Below are 18,110 nucleotides of genomic sequence, written 5' to 3'. Positions count from 1 at the left end.
GATTGATTGATAAAACGGGTTTTATCAACAATACTTGCCAAACCGAACGGTATAATTGCGATATAAAAACGAGAAATAACAAGGCGAAAGTCATCCAACCTCGTCCGATTCTGTTGAGATACGGCAGTAAAGAATAACGGAGACTGGAAAGGAATAAGCATGAAGGTACGCAAGCTTGCGGTTGCCCTGGCGCTGGCGGGAGGGCTCGGCTCTGGAATGGCTCAGGCGCTTGGACTTGGAGAAATTGAGCTCCAGTCCTGGCTGAACGAGCCACTGGATGCAGAAATATCACTGAATCAGAGTCGCGGTGTTGATCCCGGTGAAGTGTTCGTCAATGTGGCACCGGAGGCCGCCTATGAGCGCGTCGGCCTGGACCGCCACCAGTTTCTGAGTCAATTAAGGTTTGAAGTGGTTACCGGGACGGATGGCAATCTGGCCATCAATGTTTCCTCCCGGGCGCCGGTACGCGAGCCGTATCTGAATTTCCTCCTCGAGCTGACCTGGCCCAATGGTCGCCTGATGCGGGAATATGCCGTGCTGGTCGATCCTCCGGTCTACGCCGAGGAATCTGGTATTGAGGAGCAAGTCAGTGCTCCGGCCACGACAGCCACCAGACAGCAGCCGGCGCGCAGCCAGGAATCTGTCCGCCGCCAGGCGGCAGCAGAAGGCTCCGTGTCGCGTGGCTATCAGGCAGATACGTTTGGTCCGACAGGGCCATCCGACACACTCTGGACCATTGCCCAGCAGGTACGTCCGGATGGTTCGGTTTCCATGCAGCAGGTTATGCTCGCGATTCAGGATCAGAATCCTAACGCGTTCATTGGCGGGAATATTAACCGCCTGAAGCGTGGTGAGGTGTTGCGGATTCCCTCTCTGGATCAGATTCGGAGCCGTAGCCGCGCTGAAGCCAACCGGGTAGTTGCACAGCAGAACCAGGAATTCCAGTCTCCGAGAACCGTTGATGCAACGGATACCGCCCGGGCCGCAGCAGTCCAGGGTGCTACTCAGGCGGCAGCGGGTGATGAGTTGCGCCTGCTGGTTGCCGATGAATCGGAATCCCGGTCTACCGAAGACGGTGGTTCTGCCGGTGGTGACGGTGATCTGCCTGGCGGTGTTGATGCCGGTTCCGCAGTTGCGTTGGAAGAGCTGGAAGCCGCAAAACGCGAAAATGACGAGCTCAATACCCGTGTCCAGGATCTGCAGGATCAGGTTGAGACCCTGCAGCGGTTGCTGGAGCTGAAGAACAGCCAACTGGCGGACATGCAGGGTATGGTGTCGGAGGAAGAGTCTCCGGCCCCGACCGACACTGGCGTGACCGAGTCTGACGCTGAACCGGCGACCACACCTGTAGAAGGTGATCTGGGTGCCGGCACCGGCGAAGAACCGGTATCAGACGGCCAGTCTGATGAAGCCGCTGATGGTGAATCGGCCGACACAGCGATGGCGGAAGAAGATAGCGCCATGGCCCCGGACGAAGCTGATATTGCAGGTGAAGAGCCGTTTGGTGGTGATGTCGACGCGGGCGCTGCGGATGAGGTGGTGGCAGAGCAGCCTGCGGTTACCGAGCAGGAATCATCATCTGAACCTGAGCCAGCGGCCGTCCCCCAGGCCCAGCAGCCAAAGCCGCTGCAACCAGTAACGGCGCCTGAAAAGGCATTTCCGGGTAACATTATTGACGGTATTCTGAACAATCCGATGTATCAGATTGCCCTCGGTGGTGGTCTTATCCTTCTGCTTCTGTTGTTGTTGCTCGTGGCACGACGCAATGCCAATCGCGAAAAAGAATTCTACGACCAGTTGAACAGTGATGAAGGCGAAGGCGGTGATTCGTTCGACCTCAGTCTCGAAGATGAGGATGAGGCAGAAGCGGAAGCCGGTGATGCCATTGCCGAAGCAGAAACCTATGTTGCTTACGGTCGTCACGATCAGGCAGCCCAGGTGCTCGAGAACGCCATTTCACGTGAGCCCAGCCGTACTGATCTGCGCCTGAAGCTGTTGTCTGTGTATGCGGACAATCAGGACCGCGACGCGTTTGAAAAGCAGTACCGTGAAGTTGAAGCGCTGGATGATGAGGCAGCTATCCAGGAAGCTGAATCCCTCCGGGAGCGCCTTGCTGAAGCTGAAGCGATGCCCAGCATCGACGACCTTGAATCCCAACTGCGCTCGGATTCGTTTGGCAGTCAGCCAGAGCAAGAGCCGGCCACCGAGCATGCTTCGGATGACTGGGATATCTCTGACGAGCTGAAAGCTGACGAATTTGAAGCCACTTCAGAGCCCGCTGATGAAAACGAGTTCGGTGAGCTGGAATCCGATGTCAGCAAAGAATCCGATGGCCGGGATGACATGATTGAGTACGATCTGTCCGGCATTGGTGAAGAACCGGAGTCTGAAGACGAGTCCGCCACCGAAACTGATTACGCTTCACTTGATCTGGATTCCGGTCTGGATGAGGCAACCGGGACTTCCGAATCCAAAGAAGAGGACTTCAGTCTGGATTTCGAGTCGGCCTTTGAAGACGACGCACTCGCCGGTTCAGATGAGCCCTCCTTAGAAACCGATGAAGCGGAGCCGGTTGAGGCGGATCAGTCTGGTACCGTTTCGGATCAGGAAGACGATCTTGAGCTGGGCTTCGATCTTGATGACGACCTTGAGCCGACGGAAGAAGAGCCAGTTAAGCCGGAGGACACCGAGGTATCGGATCTGGACCTGGAGTCTGATTCGCTTGACGAGTCCTTCCTGGACGAGCTTGATGCGGAGCTGGATAAGGTTGCCGGCGAGGATGAAGACCCCTCTGAACTGGAGCTCGGCGAATCTGATCTGGATGACCTGGAGCTGGATGTGTCTGATGAAGATCTGGCGCTGATGGAAGAGTTCTCTGATAACGGAGAGCCTGCAGGTCCTCAGGAAGACGAACCATCCCTGGAAGATGAGCTTGGGCTGGAAGATGCGCTCAGCGAATCCGAGGGTGATGAGCCGGGCGTTGACCAGCAGAATCCGGAAGAGCTGGCGGAGCAGACAGAAGAGGTTGCTGAGGCCGAACCGGCTCCTGAAGAGCTGGAGGACGAAGTAGTGCCTGTGGCGTCAGACTCACTCGATGAAGGCTCCACTCGCAGTGATAGCGGGTTGGATATTGATGAGAGCGCTCTGGACGACGAGGATGACTTTGATTTCCTCGCCGGTACCGATGAAGCCGCCACCAAACTTGATCTTGCACGGGCCTACATCGAAATGGGTGACAGCGACGGTGCCAGGGATATTCTGGAGGAAGTTGCTCTTGAGGGTAGCGAAGAACAGAAGGCAGAAGCACAAGAGCTTCTTAAAAATCTCTCCTGATTCGTTATAATCAACTAACCGCGGCAAGCGCCGGCCATTGAGCCGGCGTTTTGCTTTTTCAGTGGACAGCAATCGGGTCAGCACTTGTTCCTCACGCCTCAGCCTCTCACCACAGATAACGCCATTGGTAATGGACGGGTTGCCATCATCTTTGAGTACGACGGTCAGGCCTTTCATGGCTGGCAATTGCAGAAGAGTGGCGTGCGTTCGGTGGAGGCAGAACTTTCCCGGGCCGCGGCCCGCGTTGCCGACCATCCGGTCGACCTGGTGTGTGCAGGCCGCACCGACGCCGGCGTGCATGCCAGTTTTCAGGTAGCCCATTTTGACACGCCATCGGTTCGAAACCTTCGTTCCTGGGTCATGGGAATGAACACGGCATTGCCTGATGACATTTCTGTGCACTGGGCAGGGAACGGCCAGGGCGATTTTCACGCCAGGTTTTCCGCGATTTACCGACGTTACCGGTATGTGATCTACAATCATCCGGTGCGCCCGGGGATCCAGCGTGGACAGGTGTCCTGGACCTTTCGTCCGTTGGATGCCGAAAGAATGCATCGTGCAGCCCAGGCACTGGTCGGCGAGCATGACTTCTCCTCATTTCGCGCTGCCGGTTGCCAGTCCCGGACTCCGGTTCGGTTTCTGGAGCAGATTTCGGTAACCCGATGCGGAGAGTTTGTCGTAATAGATGTGCAGGCCAACGCCTTTCTTCATCATATGGTACGCAATATTGCCGGTGCCTTGATGGCGGTTGGTAATGGTCAGCAGCCTGAAGGCTGGATTGGTGATATTCTGGAACGCCGTGATCGCAAACTTGCCGGTGTGACCGCCCCTCCTTACGGGCTCTACCTGGTGGATGTCGGTTATCCTGAGTCCTTCGGGATTCCCAAGGCATTGTGTGGACCGGCGTTCGTTACTCCCTGGTTTGACCCGGCCAGCAACGCGCCGATCACACCAACTCACATACACCCGAAACAGGGAAAGGCTCCTGCATGACAGCCCGCGTAAAAATATGTGGCCTGACGCGCCCGCAGGATGTGGAAGCCGCGGTAGCCTGTGGCGCCGATGCCATAGGTCTGGTGTTTTATGCGCCGAGCCCTAGAGCGGTCGATCTGGAGCAGGCCCGAATCCTGGCCGCCAAGGTTCCTGCGTTCGTGGCGGTTACTGGACTGTTCGTGAATCCTGAGCGGGATTATGTCGAAGCAGTTCTGGATGCTGTGCCACTGGATCTCCTGCAGTTCCATGGCGATGAGAGTCCGGAGTTCTGCCAGTCTTTTGGCCGGCGCTGGATCAAGGCCGTCAGGGTGCGTGAGCCCGGACAGATCGAACAGGCGTTTGCCGATTATCATCAGGCGTCCGGTTTGTTGGTGGACGCCTGGGATCCAAACCGCTATGGCGGTACCGGCCAGTCGTTCAACTGGTCACTGATTCCTGAAAGCAGGCCCTTGCCCCTGATATTGGCCGGTGGGTTGTCATCTGATAACGTAGCCCGCGCGATTGAGCAGGTACGCCCCTGGGCTGTTGACGTCAGCGGTGGGGTGGAAGAGAGCAAGGGTAAGAAAGACGCCACCAAATTGTCTCAATTTTTCAAAGAGGTTCACCGTGTCTGTAAAACTGACTGAAGAAATGTTGAAGGCGCTTCCTGATGCGAGAGGTCACTTCGGTGCCTTTGGTGGACGGTTTGTTTCAGAAACCCTGATGGATTCTCTGATGACCCTGGAAAAGGAGTACCTTCGGTTGAAGGAGGATCCGGAATTCCAGGCGACTTTTGATAATGACCTCGCCGATTATGTTGGCCGTCCCAGCCCGCTGTATTTCGCAGAGCGCCTGACTCGGGAAGCCGGTGGCGCACAAATCTGGCTCAAGCGCGAAGACCTCAACCACACCGGTGCCCATAAGGTGAATAACACCATTGGCCAGGCCCTGCTGGCCAGTTTTCTGGGCAAGAAGCGCATCATTGCAGAAACTGGCGCCGGTCAACATGGTGTAGCCACCGCCACGGTTTGTGCCCGTCTGGGCCTTGAATGTCACGTATTCATGGGGGCAGAAGACGTCAAGCGTCAGTCCCTGAACGTATACCGCATGAAACTGCTGGGCGCGACCGTCCATGCCGTTCAGAGCGGTACGAAAACCCTTAAGGATGCCATGAATGATGCCATGCGCGACTGGGTCGCGAATGTGGATGATACTTTCTACATCATCGGCACTGTGGCAGGGCCGCATCCCTATCCTTTACTGGTGCGTGATTTCCAGTCGGTGATTGGGCGAGAAATCCGTAAACAGGCCATGGAAAAAGTGGGTAAACTGCCGGACGCACTGGTGGCCTGCGTCGGTGGCGGTTCTAACGCCATTGGTATGTTCTATCCGTTCCTGGCGGATGAGTCCGTGGAGCTTTATGGTGTTGAAGCCGGTGGTCTGGGGATTGAAACCGGACAACATGCGGCGCCGCTTTGTGCCGGTCGCCCCGGAGTACTGCATGGTAACCGGACCTACCTGATGGAAGATGAGAATGGCCAGATCGCCGGAACACATTCCGTTAGTGCTGGTCTGGACTATCCCGGAGTGGGGCCCGAACATGCTTGGTTGAAAGACATTGGTCGAGCCAATTATGTGTCAGTGACTGATGACGAGGCCCTGGATGGCTTCCGTAAACTGACACGCGTGGAAGGGATTATGCCGGCGCTGGAAACCGCGCACGCCGTGGCTTATGGCGTGAAGCTGGCCGCAACCATGGACAAGGACCAAATGCTGGTGATCAACATCTCCGGTCGCGGCGACAAGGATATTCACACCATTGCCCAGCTTGATGGCATTGAGATCTGAAGGTATCAGGAGCAGGCATGAGCCGAATTGAAGGCGTATTGAAAGCATTGAAAGAGCAGGGCCGCAAGGCGCTGATTCCCTATATTACAGCGGGCGATCCACATCCGGATCAGACGGTCAGCCTGATGCATACCCTGGTCTCTGCCGGTGCTGATATTATCGAGCTGGGCGTGCCGTTCTCGGACCCGATGGCTGATGGTCCGGTGATTCAGCTGGCCTGTGAAAGGGCGCTCAAGCACGGTACGTCGCTGCGTCAGGTGATGGCGATGGTCAAGGAGTTCCGCAAGACCGATCCGGATACCCCGGTGGTGCTGATGGGTTATCTGAACCCGATGGAGGCCATGGGCTATGAAGCGTTTGCAGATGCGGCAGCGGACGCAGGTGTCGATGGCGTTCTGACGGTTGACCTGCCTCCCGAAGAGGCTGATCAGGTAGCACCGCTGTTTGCCGACCGCCATCTGGATCCGGTTTTCCTTTTGGCGCCGACAACCACGGATGACCGGATCAAGGCGATCAGCGAGCACTCATCCGGCTATGTGTACTATGTTTCTATCAAGGGCGTGACCGGGTCCGCAACCATTGATGTTGATGAAGTCGCGAAGAAAGTGGCCCACGTGCACGAGCTCACGGCGTTACCGGTGGGTGTGGGCTTTGGTATCAGGGATGCGGAAACTGCCGCTGCAGTAGGCAGAGTATCCGATGGTGTAATTGTTGGCAGTGTTCTGGTCGATACAATAGCCCGACATCAGACAGATCCTGACGCTTTGCGTAACGCGCTGACGGATCTGCTGCACCCGATGCGCGAAGCGCTGGACGGCCTCGCTCACTGAGCGGGCATTATCCAGGCATCAAAGGACAGGACGAGAGCATGAGTAACTGGCTGGACAAAATCATGCCGAGCAAGATTCGCTCGGAATCACGGCAACGTACCGGAGTGCCGGAAGGGTTATGGAAGAAATGTCCCAAATGCGGCGCATTCCTGTACAAGCCGGAGCTCGAGAAGAACCTGGACGTTTGCCCCAAGTGTAATCACCATCTGCGGGTGTCTGCACGTCGTCGACTGGATATCTTTCTGGACAAAGACGGGCGTGAGGAGTTGGCAGCTCACCTCGAACCGTCAGATCGGCTGAAGTTCAAAGACAGCAAGCGCTACAAGGACCGACTCGCGGCGGCGCAGAAAGCGACCGGCGAAAAAGATGCGCTGATTGCCATGCGTGGCACAACCATGGGTGTCCCTTTGGTTGCCTGCGCGTTCGAGTTCAACTTCCTGGGCGGTTCGATGGGTCAGGTGGTTGGCGAGAAGTTTGTCCAGGCAGCGAATGTGGCTCTTGAGCACCGGATTCCCTTGGTCTGCTTTTCCGCCAGTGGGGGTGCCCGCATGCAGGAAGCCATACTGTCTTTAATGCAGATGGCCAAGACCGCGGCGGTGTTGGAGAAGCTCAAGCAGGAAGGCATACCGTACATTTCGGTTATGACCGATCCGGTCTTTGGTGGTGTATCGGCCAGCCTCGCTATGCTGGGTGACCTCAATATTGCTGAACCTTACGCTCTGATCGGTTTCGCGGGCCCACGGGTTATCGAGCAAACCGTGCGCGAGAAACTGCCGGAAGGTTTCCAGCGCAGCGAATTTCTGCTGGAACATGGTGCGATTGATATGATTCTGCATCGTCATCAGATGCGTGAGCGCATCGCCCATCTGTTGGCCAAGTTTACTGCCCAGGAAAAGCCCGGCACCGAAGCCCCCATCGAATTTGAAGTTACTGAAAAGCCGGACGTTGATGAACCAGAAGGGCACTGAATCCTCCTCAGCCCCCGTTGGGCCTCCGGCCCTCGGGGCGTCTGTTCAAGAATGGCTGCACTGGCTCGAAGCCATTCATCCCACAGAAATAGATCTCGGCCTGGACCGGGTACTGGTGGTTCTGCGGCGGTTGTTCCCGCGCAAGCCTCAGGCTCGCATCATTACCGTGGCAGGGACCAATGGCAAAGGCACCACGGTTACGGCACTTGAGTCGATTTTGCTGGCAGCCGGCAGGAGCACCGGGGCTTATATGTCCCCCCATCTGTTCCGCTATAACGAGCGGGTTCGGATTGGTGGCCAGGAGATTTCCGATGCGGCCCTGGTGACCGCCTTCGAGCGGGTGGAGGCGGCTCGCCGCGGGGTGACTCTGACCTATTTTGAATTCGGAACGCTGGCCGCTTTTGTCGCATTTGCAGACGCCGGCGTTGAGAATTGGGTGCTGGAAGTCGGGTTGGGAGGTCGCCTGGATGCAGTCAACGTGCTGGACCCGGACTACGCGGTGATCACGTCAGTAGATATCGATCATATTGGTTTTCTGGGGGATAACCGGGAAGTCATTGGTTTTGAAAAAGCGGGGATCCTCAGACCGGGTATACCCGCCGTTTGTGCGGATCCAAATCCTCCATCCTCGGTCCTTCAACAGGCCGCGGCGCAGAAGGTGGCGCTGAAGCTCACCGGCCGCGATTATACGCTTGCGCCCGGTGCTCCCGGACAGGTTGTGCTCACTATTGGCGACGAGAAGATAGAGTTGCCAGCCGGCCCCTTGCCTGTCCAGAGTGTGGCGGCTGCGGCGGTGCTCTCCCGGCAACTCGTACCGGAGCTTTCACTGGAAAGCCTTCAGCATGCGATACATAGCGTGCGGGTTCCAGGCCGGTTTGAAACCATTCATCACGATCCGGATGTCATTATAGACGTTGGTCACAACCCCCATGCTGCTGCCTGGCTCGCTGACAACCTCCGTAGCCTTCGATGTGATGGTGATGGCCACGGGCGTATCCTGGCTGTGTACGGCGCGTTGGGAGACAAGGATGTGGAGGGTGTGGTCGGTGCCATGTCGTCCGTCGTTGATCAGTGGTACCTGGCGGGCCTGAATGTTGCCAGAGGGCTTGATTCCGACAGCCTGATGAAGCGTATCGCAAGCGTGCCATTTCGGGGAACGCCCGGCGTTTTTGATTCTGTGTCTGAGGCTCTCGCAGCGGCCATGGGCGAGGCAGTGTCCGGTGATCGGGTCGTGGTGTTCGGTTCGTTCTTCACGGTTGCTCTGGCCAGGGAAGAGCTTCTGCCGGCTTCGGAAGCGTCTTAAAGTTTGTCCATAGGCCCCTGGGAAGCTTTGAGTTCTGGCGAGTGGCCGGTTAGTATCGTGATCAAACAGGTTGTTAACGGGAGCCCTCTCAGGTGGATGGACTGAAGCAGCGGATCATTGGCGCACTGGTGCTGGTTTCACTCGCGGTTATTTTCGTGCCGATGATTTTTGACGAGCCCCATTCCCAAAGACAGTCAACCCCCATCACCATTCCCGAGGAACCTCCGTTCCCCGAAGTTGAGATGCCTGAATCTCAGTATCCGGATAACAAGACCGTCGGCGCAGAGGCACCCAGGAGTTCCGCGCCGCCCGTTAACGACGAGCCGGCGGCCGGTTTCCGGATCATCGAGGAAAACGCTGTTGCCGAGGAGGAGCCCGCCCCGGAGCCAAATTCCCAACAGGTGGAACCAGTACCGGCAGAATCCTCCGCTGAGCCGGAGCCTGCGGCGCCAGCCGAAAAACAAGATGCTGCCTCCACAGGCGCTGCAGAACCTGGCGATAAGGCCGAGTTTACGGGTTCACTTGAAGGTGCGTGGGTGGTGCAGCTTGGCAGTTTTGGTAACCAGGACAACGCCCGGCGTTTGCGGGACAAGGTTCTCGACATGGGGTACGGCGCCCACCTGCAACAGGTTGATCGCGGCGATAGCACCCTGACCCGGGTATTCAGCGGCCCGTTCGTCAACAAAGACGATGCCCAGAAAGCCAAGGCGGCCCTTGATAAAGCCTTCGGCTTGAACAGCCTGGTCACCACCGGCGACAAATAACTGGCCGTTGCCGGATTTAATCTGGCTTCGGCAGTTTGGTGTCACCCGGTTTCCTGTTAGAATCCGCCTTTCGTTTTCTCCACCGGGTTTTCCATGGAAGCGCTGATCTGGATAGACTGGGTCATCATTGCCCTCATTGCCGTCTCCACGCTTATCAGTCTGAAGCGGGGCTTCGTCCGTGAAGCGCTGTCGCTGGTTACCTGGGTTGGTGCATTTATCATCGCCCGGACGTTTCACCCCCAGATGCAATCTCTTCTGGAGTCCACGGTGGAAACACCGCTGGTGCGGTTGATTGCAGCGTTTGCCATCCTTTTCTTTGGCACCCTGATCGTTGGCGCGATCATCAACAATATGATCGGCCACCTGGTGCGTGCGACCGGCCTGTCAGCAACGGACAGGGTGCTCGGCATGGGGTTTGGTCTTCTCAGAGGGGTTGTGGTTGTGATTGTCGCCATTGCCTTCACGCGCTACACGCCGCTGGCCGAGGATACCTGGTGGAGAACGTCGGTCATGATTGAACGCCTTGCGGTAGTTGAGGATTGGTCCAGGCGCACGCTCGGCGACGAATTTGCCCGCTTCCTCGGTCCGGAGCAGGGCGCTCAGACAGCCCCGGAGGCGTCCGCAGAACCTGAAGGCGTGGAACCCGCGTCTGCATCCCGTTAACATTCAGTTTTAACACTCGGAGATATATCCAGCCATGTGCGGCATTGTCGGTATCGTCAGTACTTCCAACGTCAATCAGCTTCTTTATGATGCACTGACTGTTCTTCAGCACCGTGGCCAGGATGCGGCGGGTATTGTTACCTTCCAGGACAACCGATTCTTTTTACGTAAAGACAATGGACTGGTGCGGGATGTTTTCCATACTCGCCATATGCGCCGGTTGGTGGGTAACGTGGGCATCGGGCATGTGCGTTATCCCACGGCGGGTAGCTCAAGTTCAGCGGAGGCCCAGCCTTTCTATGTGAATAGCCCCTACGGCATTACCCTGGCGCACAACGGCAACCTGACCAATGCCGATGAGCTGAGCAGCGATCTGTTCCGAACCGATCTGCGCCACATCAACACCAACTCGGATTCTGAAGTTCTGCTGAACGTGTTCGCCCACGAACTGCAGAAACTGGGTAAGCTGAACCCCACCAAGGACGAGATTTTTTCCGCTGTACGCGCAGTGCACAAGCGTTGCAAAGGCGCCTATGCTGTTATCGCCATGATCACCGGTTATGGCATCGTCGGTTTCCGGGATCCGAACGGTATCCGGCCCGCCTGCTACGGTGTCCGGGAAAATGAAGAGGGCCAGAAGGAATACATGATCGCGTCGGAAAGCGTCGCCCTCAATGCTGCCGGTTTCAGCATCGTTCGTGACATTGCTCCGGGCGAGGCTGTCTATATTGAAACCGATGGCACCCTGTATTCAGAACAGTGCGCCGAATCACCCAAGCTCTATCCGTGTATTTTTGAACATGTCTATTTTGCCCGTCCGGACTCGATCATGGACGGCGTTTCCTGTTACAAGGCCAGGCTCCGGATGGGCGAGGTGCTGGCAGACAAGGTCCTGCGCGAGCGGCCCGACCACGATATCGACGTAGTCATTCCCATTCCGGACACCAGTCGTACGTCCGCCATGCAAATGGCCCATCAGTTGGGCGTGAAGTATCGCGAAGGCTTTATCAAGAATCGGTACATTGGCCGTACTTTTATCATGCCCGGCCAGAAAATGCGTAAGAAATCGGTACGCCAGAAGCTCAACCCGATTGACCTGGAATTCCGTGGCAAGAACGTCATGCTGGTGGACGATTCCATCGTACGGGGCACTACCTGTAAGGAAATTGTGCAGATGGCCCGGGATGCCGGAGCACGTAATGTCTATTTCGCGTCGGCTGCGCCCCCTGTGCGCTATCCCAACGTTTACGGCATCGACATGCCTTCGGCCAGCGAACTGATTGCCCATGACCGCACGGTGGAAGAGGTTCGGGATCTGATCGGCGCCGACTGGTTGGTGTATCAGGACCTGGATGACCTGATTTCCTGTGTCAACGATGTCAACGAAGATATTAATGGGTGGGAATGCTCCGTATTCACCGGGGATTACATTACCGGCGACGTGGATGAAGCTTACCTGACCAGGCTGGAGGATCTTCGCAAAGACGAGAAGCGCTCAACCAGCCAGGTCGCTAATGCCGATAATGCCATTATTGACCTGCACAACGATGAAGACTGATACCCGCAACTGCGCCAGGAGACTGCCATGACGTTCGGCCGAGATGAGCAAGTTTGGATTCCCGAATCGGACCTGGAAGGCATGTCGGTTGATACCCTGGCCGTGCGGGCAGGGCAGATCCGTACCGGGCAGCTCGAACACAGCGATGCAATTTTCCCGACCTCCAGCTTCGTCTATGGCAGCGCTGCCCAGGCGGCCGCCCGTTTCGGCGGTGAAGAGCCCGGTAATATCTACTCCCGCTTTACCAACCCGACCGTGCAGGCATTTGAAGCCAGAATTGCCGCCATGGAAGGAGGGGAGCGTGGTGTTGCGACCGCTTCGGGTATGGCTGCGATTCTCAGCACCTGCATGTCTTTGCTGAAATCCGGCGACCATGTGATCTGCTCCCGAGGTGTGTTCGGGACGACCAACGTACTGTTTCAGAAGTACATGGCCCGATTTGGCGTAGAAACCAGCTTTGTCAGCCTGACGAACACCGATGAGTGGAAGGCTGAGGTTCGTCCCGCCACCCGGATGCTGTTTCTGGAAACCCCGTCCAATCCGCTGTGCGAAGTGGCGGATCTTGCTGCCTTGTCTGCGATCGCGCGCGAAAACGATGCCTTGCTGGTGGTCGACAACTGCTTCTGCACACCTGTGCTGCAGCGGCCACTGGAGCAGGGCGCCGACATCGTTATCCACTCAGCCACCAAGTATCTCGACGGCCAGGGCCGTTGCGTCGGTGGCGTGGTGGTTGGGCCGTGCAAGTACCTGGACGAGATTTATGGTTTCATCCGTTCGGCGGGCCCGACCATGAGTCCGTTCAATGCCTGGGTGTTCCAGAAGGGCCTGGAAACCTTACCGATTCGTATGCGCGCCCACTGCGACAATGCGTTAGAGTTGGCTTTGTGGCTGGAACAGCAGGACTGTGTGGAGAAAGTTTACTATGCAGGCTTGCAGAGCCATCCGCAGCACGAGCTGGCGAAAAAACAGCAGGACGGCTTTGGTGGCGTGCTCTCCTTCCTGGTAAGGGGTGGTCGGGAACAGGCGTGGAAGTTCATTGACGCGACCCGGATGATTTCCATCACCGCCAATCTGGGAGATGTGAAAACCACCATCACTCATCCGGCGACAACCACTCATGGACGCCTCTCTCCCGAGGACAAGGCGAGGGCAGGCATTACCGAGAACCTGATTCGTCTGTCCGTCGGTATCGAATCCATCAAGGATCTGAAAACCGATCTGGACAGAGGTTTCCAGGCGTTGAAAGACTAACAACCGGACGGTTTGAGCATTCATGGCGGAATCCGCGAAAGCGAAGAAAGCAGTAGCCACAGAACTGACCGACAAGCAGAAGCGATTTCGTCGCCTGATGGCTCAGGGGGCCAGGGAAGGCGCGGTTATTGCGCTGATTGTGCTGTGCATCTATCTCGCCATGGCCTTGTTTACCTTCAATCCGGCTGACCCTGGCTGGGCCAGCATTGGCCACGATATCCGTGTGCAGAATTACGCAGGTCGCACCGGTGCCTGGCTGGCGAGCCTGTTCATGGACTTCTTTGGCCATGTGTCCTGGCTGTTTCCGGTGATGGTTGCGGGTTACGCCATCATGCTGATTCGTCGTCGGCATCAACCGCTGGATATGCACTGGCCGCTGTTCATGGTCCGCTTTGGCGGTTTTGTTCTTATTCTGCTGTCTGCCACTAGCCTGCTTTCTCTCTACTCCGTATTTGGCCTGGGCGCTTCCTCTGGAGGCGTTTTGGGTACTGCGGTGTCTGAAGCCATGGTGCGGTTTTTTAATCTTCCGGCGACCACGCTATTGCTGATTGCCATCTTTCTGTTTGCCCTGACGGTGACGATCGGCCTTTCCTGGTTCCGGTTGATGGACCAGGTGGGCGGCTTGACCCTGAAGTTTGCCCTGGGCGCCAAATCGCTATTCGCCGGGGCAGGGAAGAAGGCTGAAAAGACCACCGGCCAGGGAACTCCAGCAGCCAGGGCGGAAGCACCAAAGCCGGAACCGGAACCCCCGGTTGTGCGTGACAAAGTCCGGGCTCGCGAGAAGGGTAAAAATGACCGAAAGTCAGGCCAGCAGAGCTGGTGGCAGCGGATATTTGGTCGTCGTGCAAAACCCGCGGAGGATACCAGGGCTCGGGAGCCCCAGCGCGAACGGAAAGAGCCGGCTATCGAAGGGCTGCCTGCATCCATAGCGGAACCAGAGCACCTGGAGAGTTTCAGCTCTCGGGATGTAAAGGCAGAACCATCGCCTCCCCCTACTGAAAAGGCAAAAGCCCGTTCCCTGAAAATATCGCCGTTCAAGAAAGAAGAGCAGGGCGGTGCGCCGAAAAAGGGTGATGACCGCCAGGGCTCTCTGCTGGAAGACGTTGAAAGCCCGATTCCGCCGATTTCATTGCTGGATCCTCCCGAGGAGCACAAAGAAAGAGGCTATTCGGAAGAGTCTCTGGAGCATATGTCCCGTTTGCTCGAAGAGAAGCTCAGCGATTTCGGGGTGTCGGTTGAGGTAGTCGAGGTTAATCCCGGCCCCGTGATTACCCGCTTTGAGATCAAACCGGCGCCCGGGGTCAAGGTCAGCAAGATCTCCAATCTGGCAAAAGACCTGGCCCGATCCCTGGCCGTGCTCAGTGTGCGGGTGGTCGAGGTGATTCCGGGCAAATCCGTGGTCGGCATAGAGATTCCCAATGAGGAGCGTGAAATTGTACGCCTGAGCGAAGTGCTGGGTGCCAAAGTGTTCACCGAATCTTCCTCTCCACTGACGTTGGCTCTGGGGAATGATATCGGGGGCAACCCCATGGTTGCCAATCTGGCCAAGATGCCCCACCTGCTGGTCGCCGGCACCACCGGTTCCGGTAAGTCGGTGGGGGTGAACGCCATGTTATTGAGCATGTTGCTGAAGGCCACTCCGGACGAGGTCCGGTTCATCATGGTTGACCCGAAGATGCTTGAACTGAGCATTTACGACGGGATCCCGCATCTGTTGGCGCCAGTAGTCACCGACATGAAAGAGGCCGCCAATGCCCTGCGTTGGTGTGTGGCCGAGATGGAGCGCCGCTACCGGCTGATGGCCAGCCTGGGGGTTCGCAATATTGCCGGCTACAACAAGAAGGTGAAAGATGCCCGGGCGGAGGGAGAACCGCTGCTGGATCCAATCTGGAAGCCGGATGAATACCTGGCCAATGATGAGCAGGAACGCCCTGAGCTGGATACACTGCCGTTCATTGTGGTGGTGATCGATGAATTTGCCGACATGATGATGATTGTCGGCAAGAAAGTGGAAGAACTGATTGCCCGGATTGCCCAGAAGGCAAGGGCGGCCGGCATTCACCTGGTTCTGGCAACCCAACGGCCCTCCGTTGATGTGATTACCGGCCTGATCAAGGCCAACATTCCCACCCGGATGTCGTTCCAGGTGTCCTCCAAGATCGACTCCCGTACCGTTCTCGACCAGGGCGGTGCAGAGCAGTTGCTGGGCCATGGCGACATGCTTTATCTACCACCCGGGTCAGGTTTACCGGTGCGGGTGCACGGTGCCTTTGTCGATGATGACGAAGTTCACCGCGTCGTCAGTGCCTGGAAGGCCCGGGGTGAGCCGGAGTACGTGGATGATGTACTGAATGGCGCCGAGGGCGAGCACCTTCCTGGCGTGCCCACGCTTAGCGAGGGCGGCGCCGGTGGTGGCGAAGAGGGCGACGCCCTGTTTGACGAAGCTGTCGCCTTTGTTACCGAAAACCGGCGGGTGTCGATTTCGTCGGTCCAGCGTAAATTCAAGATCGGCTACAACCGTGCCGCCAATCTGGTGGATGCCATGGAAGCTTCGGGGGTAGTCAGCCCGGCGGGCCACAACGGTGCCAGAGAAGTTCTCGCACCGCCGCCTCCCAGAGACTAGGAGTTATCAGATGATCAGAATGTTTTCAGGAATCCTGTTGATGCTGGCAGCAACGTGGTCAGGCCTTTCCCAGGCTGAGAGCGTGCAGGCATCCCGGGGCGCGGCTGAGCAGTTGACCTCGATTCTGAAAGGCTACGAGACCTATCAGGCGGATTTCATACAGATTGTCGTCAACGAGAATGGCAGTCAGGTTCAGGAAACCCGTGGATCGCTCAAAGCCAAACGCCCTGGTTTGTTCTACTGGGAGACCGGTGCACCCTTGTCCCAGTTTATTGTCAGCGATGGCGACAAAGTCGAAGTCTACGATCCTGATCTGGAGCAGGTAACCGTCCACTCCCTTGATGAGCGGGTTCAGACCACGCCGGCACTGCTGTTAAGCGGCGAAGTAGAGAACCTGGATGAGAGTTACGAAGTGAGCGTTCGGGATCTTGGCGAAAGCACCCGTGAGTTCACTCTGGTACCCCGTAGCCAGGATTCTCTGTTTACCTCTCTGCGACTGAGCTTCTATGACGGAGAGCTGCAGGAAATGCGCATGCGGGATTCATTGTCCCAGATGAGCATTCTCAGCTTCGACCATATTGAACTGAATCAGGCACTCGATTCCAGTGTCTTCCGCCTCGATTATCCGGAGGGGGTTGACGTGATTCGGGATGGTGCCTGATGCAGGACAGCCTGTTTCAGACTGAGACCGGCTTTCAGCCCCTGGCCGCTCGTATGCGGCCGACCTCTCTCGAAGGCTATGTCGGCCAGGCTCACCTGGTCGGCCCTGGAAAACCCCTGCGCCGGGCTGTGGAGCAGGGGCAGCTGCATTCCATGATTCTCTGGGGGCCGCCCGGAGTCGGAAAAACCACCTTTGCTCGCCTGCTGGCCAATGTCGGCGACCTTTCCTTCGAAACCATCTCTGCAGTCCTCAGTGGCGTTAAGGAAATTCGCGAGGTGGTGGAGCGCGCTCGCAACCGTAAACAGTCCCAGGGCAGGGATACGCTTTTGTTCGTGGATGAAGTGCATCGCTTCAACAAAAGCCAGCAGGATGCATTCCTTCCCCACATCGAAGATGGCACCTTTATTTTCGTGGGCGCAACCACCGAAAACCCATCCTTCGAACTGAACAGCGCCCTGCTGTCCCGTACCCGTGTTTATGTCCTGAAAAACCTGGAGGCAGCGGATATACGACGGTTGCTGGACAGTGCCCTTGAGAGCGAACAGGGCTTCGCTGGCCAGCTTCGGGTAGATGAGTCGGTGCTGGCGACCATGGCGGAAGCGTCCGGTGGCGATGCCCGGCGAGCGCTGAACATTCTGGAAGTGGCCGCCGACCTCGCTGAGCCGGACGATGACGGGAATAATCGGGTTACCGCTCAAACTCTCGAACAGGTACTGCAGACCAGTCTCCGCCGTTTCGATAAAGGTGGGGATGTCTTCTACGACCAGATTTCGGCGCTGCACAAATCGGTGCGGGGCTCCAACCCGGACGGTTCACTTTACTGGTTGTGCCGGATGCTCGACGGAGGTTGCGACCCGCTGTATGTCGCCCGGCGCCTGGTTCGTATTGCCAGTGAAGACATCGGTAATGCCGACCCGAGGGCGCTCCAGATTACCCTGCAGGCCTGGGATGCTCAGGAACGTCTGGGCTCCCCGGAGGGTGAGCTGGCACTGGCGCAGGCCGTTACGTACCTGGCCCTTGCCCCCAAAAGCAATGCCGTTTACAAAGCTTACAATCAATGCATCGCGGATATCCGCAGCGATCCGGACTATGAAGTTCCGGTACATCTGCGTAATGCGCCCACCAAATTGCTGAAAAGCATGGGGCACGGAGAAGAGTACCGATACGCCCACGATGAGCCGGATGCGTATGCGGCAGGAGAAGCCTACCTTCCGGAGGCGATCCATCAGCGCCGCTATTACCAACCGGTCCAGCGGGGGCTGGAAATCAAGCTGGCTGAGAAGCGCGAACGACTGGACTCGCTGGATGCCAACAGCCCGAAAAAGCGGTACTAAGC

Annotated in this window: 14 protein-coding genes; all 14 read left to right on the top strand. The window is 57.2% G+C overall.

The features are described 5' to 3' along the window. Positions 1-159 precede the first annotated feature (159 nt). The 14 genes from ACSSVV_RS00725 to ACSSVV_RS00660 all read left to right on the top strand — a co-directional run bounded on the left by ACSSVV_RS00725 (position 160) and on the right by ACSSVV_RS00660 (position 18,108). Positions 160-3,333: a FimV/HubP family polar landmark protein gene (locus ACSSVV_RS00725; RefSeq protein WP_454105373.1), complete on the top strand. Its 3,174-nt coding sequence runs from the start codon at positions 160-162 to the stop codon at positions 3,331-3,333. 84 nt (positions 3,334-3,417) lie between these two features. Continuing rightward, complete coding sequence (gene truA / locus ACSSVV_RS00720) at positions 3,418-4,326, top strand: tRNA pseudouridine(38-40) synthase TruA (protein WP_023010108.1); 909 nt, start codon at positions 3,418-3,420, stop codon at positions 4,324-4,326. Further along, complete coding sequence (locus ACSSVV_RS00715) at positions 4,323-4,952, top strand: phosphoribosylanthranilate isomerase (protein WP_023010109.1); 630 nt, start codon at positions 4,323-4,325, stop codon at positions 4,950-4,952. Before truA ends, ACSSVV_RS00715 begins: the two co-directional genes overlap by 4 nt. Continuing rightward, a complete protein-coding gene (gene trpB / locus ACSSVV_RS00710; RefSeq protein ID WP_197536003.1) occupies positions 4,945-6,153 on the top strand; it encodes a tryptophan synthase subunit beta in 1,209 nt (402 codons plus the stop codon). Before ACSSVV_RS00715 ends, trpB begins: the two co-directional genes overlap by 8 nt. A gap of 17 nt (positions 6,154-6,170) precedes the next feature. After that, positions 6,171-6,983, top strand: coding sequence for a tryptophan synthase subunit alpha (gene trpA, locus ACSSVV_RS00705; RefSeq protein ID WP_222448048.1), 813 nt, complete (start codon positions 6,171-6,173; stop codon positions 6,981-6,983). A gap of 38 nt (positions 6,984-7,021) precedes the next feature. Continuing rightward, positions 7,022-7,951, top strand: a complete 930-nt coding sequence (gene accD / locus ACSSVV_RS00700) for an acetyl-CoA carboxylase, carboxyltransferase subunit beta (RefSeq protein WP_014421381.1) — start codon at positions 7,022-7,024, stop codon at positions 7,949-7,951. After that, positions 7,932-9,254, top strand: a complete 1,323-nt coding sequence (gene folC / locus ACSSVV_RS00695; protein WP_153739925.1) for a bifunctional tetrahydrofolate synthase/dihydrofolate synthase — start codon at positions 7,932-7,934, stop codon at positions 9,252-9,254. The genes accD and folC overlap by 20 nt, the downstream gene beginning before the upstream one ends. Positions 9,255-9,346: 92 nt before the next feature. Continuing rightward, positions 9,347-10,018, top strand: a complete 672-nt coding sequence (locus ACSSVV_RS00690; RefSeq protein ID WP_014421383.1) for an SPOR domain-containing protein — start codon at positions 9,347-9,349, stop codon at positions 10,016-10,018. A 93-nt stretch (positions 10,019-10,111) separates the two neighbouring features. Continuing rightward, a complete protein-coding gene (locus tag ACSSVV_RS00685; protein WP_014421384.1) occupies positions 10,112-10,681 on the top strand; it encodes a CvpA family protein in 570 nt (189 codons plus the stop codon). A gap of 34 nt (positions 10,682-10,715) precedes the next feature. Then, the gene (gene purF, locus ACSSVV_RS00680) at positions 10,716-12,239 is read left to right on the top strand and encodes an amidophosphoribosyltransferase (RefSeq protein WP_014421385.1); all 1,524 of its coding nucleotides are present in this window, start codon (positions 10,716-10,718) and stop codon (positions 12,237-12,239) included. 27 nt (positions 12,240-12,266) lie between these two features. Then, entirely contained in the window at positions 12,267-13,490 is a 1,224-nt protein-coding gene (locus tag ACSSVV_RS00675) for an O-succinylhomoserine sulfhydrylase (RefSeq protein ID WP_454105372.1), read from the top strand. 22 nt (positions 13,491-13,512) lie between these two features. After that, complete coding sequence (locus tag ACSSVV_RS00670; RefSeq protein ID WP_454105371.1) at positions 13,513-16,113, top strand: DNA translocase FtsK; 2,601 nt, start codon at positions 13,513-13,515, stop codon at positions 16,111-16,113. Positions 16,114-16,153: 40 nt separating this feature from the next. Next, complete coding sequence (gene lolA / locus ACSSVV_RS00665) at positions 16,154-16,774, top strand: outer membrane lipoprotein chaperone LolA (protein ID WP_014421388.1); 621 nt, start codon at positions 16,154-16,156, stop codon at positions 16,772-16,774. Beyond that, positions 16,774-18,108: a replication-associated recombination protein A gene (locus ACSSVV_RS00660; protein WP_153739921.1), complete on the top strand. Its 1,335-nt coding sequence runs from the start codon at positions 16,774-16,776 to the stop codon at positions 18,106-18,108. The genes lolA and ACSSVV_RS00660 overlap by 1 nt, the downstream gene beginning before the upstream one ends. Positions 18,109-18,110 lie beyond the last annotated feature (2 nt).

The sequence above is a fragment of the Marinobacter sp. MBR-105 genome, assembly GCF_053628895.1.
Note: the sequence above shows the minus strand (reverse complement) of the source record. Positions and strands in the feature narration are given on the sequence as shown.